This is a genomic window from Cohnella sp. GCM10027633 (genome assembly GCF_042675445.1).
Classification (GTDB): Bacteria; Bacillota; Bacilli; order Paenibacillales; family Paenibacillaceae; genus Cohnella.
The window spans coordinates 1-1,677 of the sequence record NZ_JBHTGV010000034.1 but is presented as its reverse complement, the minus strand read 5'-3'; the positions used below and the strand labels follow the sequence as shown (position 1 = coordinate 1,677).

Annotated in this window: 1 protein-coding gene; it reads right to left on the bottom strand. The window is 32.7% G+C overall.

Going from position 1 to position 1,677, the window contains the following annotated elements; translation table 11 throughout:
• Positions 1-359 precede the first annotated feature (359 nt).
• Positions 360-1,067 (bottom strand): hypothetical protein, encoded by a 708-nt coding sequence (locus ACFQZG_RS27530; RefSeq protein ID WP_378157951.1) that lies wholly within the window; start codon positions 1,065-1,067, stop codon positions 360-362.
• Positions 1,068-1,677 lie beyond the last annotated feature (610 nt).

The following is a 1,677-nucleotide window of genomic DNA, read 5'->3' as shown; positions in this document are numbered from 1 at the left end:
ACAAATTCTCCTCCAGTTATCCGTATTTTATCCAGAACGAATTGGCCAATATCTGCCGTAAGAGCTTCGTTCTCCCCCTCGGGGGAGGTTCCCATAAGAGAGTTTACACAAAATTATTGACAGACCCGAAAAAGAGACTACTCCAAGTCATTTTTAGATGACCAAGGACAGTCCCCGCTAGTTGTTATTGAGGTAAACATTCTTTTCGTTATACCGTAATTGCATTTCGGACTTTTTTGTTTGTGTATAACTGTGAAATTTCAATTTTAGCGTACCTAACCTTTGCTTTAAGCAAAACGCAAAATAGTACGTTACCTCTCTCATGTAGTTTTTAGAAACATAATCTTCAATTTATATATTCAATTGTTTAACGTCTTACGATATGAAATATGCGCTACCAAACTCTTTAAAATTGAATTCGCTATTAAAAATGGAAACGAAGCGATTTGCATAAACAAGGACAGTATTTTCCTGGCATCTTCGATAGATTTGTCTTTAAATGTTTCTTCTGAAATAATCGGAAACAATCGGTGGAAATCCCCCAGAGTATTTACGCTGTTTGAAACAAAGAAAAAGATAAATAACACCACTGCATACATCCAGTTATTATACTCCAAAGACACTTTCAACTTATTTAGAACCCCAGACCCGCCTTTTAAATATGTGATAAAGAAGGCACATACGGAAACTATAGGAATGCTAAATAAGTAATAATACTCAAAGAAGATATTCGTTATTAATGTTGGTTTTAGAACATAAACAAGCATAATTAAAATCGTGCTAATCGACACAGGAATTGCAAATAAAATAAAAAAACTAACTGTGAAAACATTTGAGATCAGCCATTTAGGTGTCAGAAGAACAGCTAGCGGACTAAAGACTACCATAATAATTATAGATGTAAAAAGTGACTCTCCTTTAAACCATAAATAAAATGGAAGCAATGGCATCACTAAAACGTAAGATAGGTTAAAGCACTTTTGAAATAATGAAAGACCATCATAAATTTTTCCGTACATTTCATTTTTATTTTTTTGATTAGTATGCACTCTACTTAACATTGTCAATAATCAATAACCTCCTTTTATAACATCGTGATACTTGATTCAATGAGATAAGTCATTTAATTTTCTTCTCCATATTTTTAGCAAAATTGCAACTAAGTCAGTTAATGAAAAATAATCTGGTCTTGGTTGTTAAATACATCTGCTTCACCTAAAAACTCAATGTAAAATGTTCGACAAAAAAACTGAAATTTCCTTCCTCTGGTAATAATAACAGCCCCAGTTTCTATATTGAAACCGGGGCTGTTATTATTCCAAATTTATTAAGAATGAATATCAAAAAGACAAGTTAACCAATGCATCTTTTAACTCTGAGGAAATCTTAGTCGCTTTACCAGCTTGCATTTTACTATTGGCTAATTGTGATAAGAATTTTCACTCTTAAATATAACCTTATTTTTCAAGGCTATCTCTTACAACTAATCTTCCAAAAGACCGGGAGAATACAAATAAAAGTGTATGAAAATCATATACTTTCTTGGCTTCGAGTCTGTAAAATCTTTTGTGTAAACTCTCAAACCAATATGAAATAAACTAAGAGAAAGGTTGGTTTGAGAGGATGACACAAGTGGCGCGCTTTAACAAAGATCAGGTGAAAGCATTCGTCAAAGAC